The 405-nt window shown below is 49.6% G+C and carries 1 protein-coding gene; it reads right to left on the bottom strand.

The features are described 5' to 3' along the window. Nucleotides 1-405: ParM/StbA family protein (locus E5329_RS29450; RefSeq protein ID WP_135992602.1), on the bottom strand; the 405-nt coding region annotated here is incomplete at both ends.

The following is a 405-nucleotide window of genomic DNA, read 5'->3' as shown; positions in this document are numbered from 1 at the left end:
TACATTCCTCATTGATTATTCTCATGCAGCGGATAAGTCCCTGCTGGCTTGTGATGCATTCCGCCTCATTCGGCTTGCCATTCTCTATTGGCATGATGTCAATCGTCCAGCTCCCTATATCCACCACCACCACACACCCCGGCAGCGTTTTCAACTGTTCCGCAACCGCCGCATAGCATTGAGGGAACACGGACACTCTTGCTATCCTTGCCACATACCTCTCTTTCTCAAACCGGAAAGCGACCTCTTTCTTCTTTGACAGGTAATCAATGAAGTCCTGCTTCTCCGCACCAAACCTTGTCAGGGGAAGTCCTACCGATAAAAGGACATCTGCATTTCTCATTCCCCGCCTGTTCAGTTCCTTTGCGACTGCCGCAAGGGTAAGCAGATAGAAGTTGTCATTCT

Source organism: Petralouisia muris (assembly GCF_004793545.1).
GTDB lineage: Bacteria > Bacillota > Clostridia > Lachnospirales > Lachnospiraceae > Petralouisia > Petralouisia muris.
Note: the sequence above shows the minus strand (reverse complement) of the source record. Positions and strands in the feature narration are given on the sequence as shown.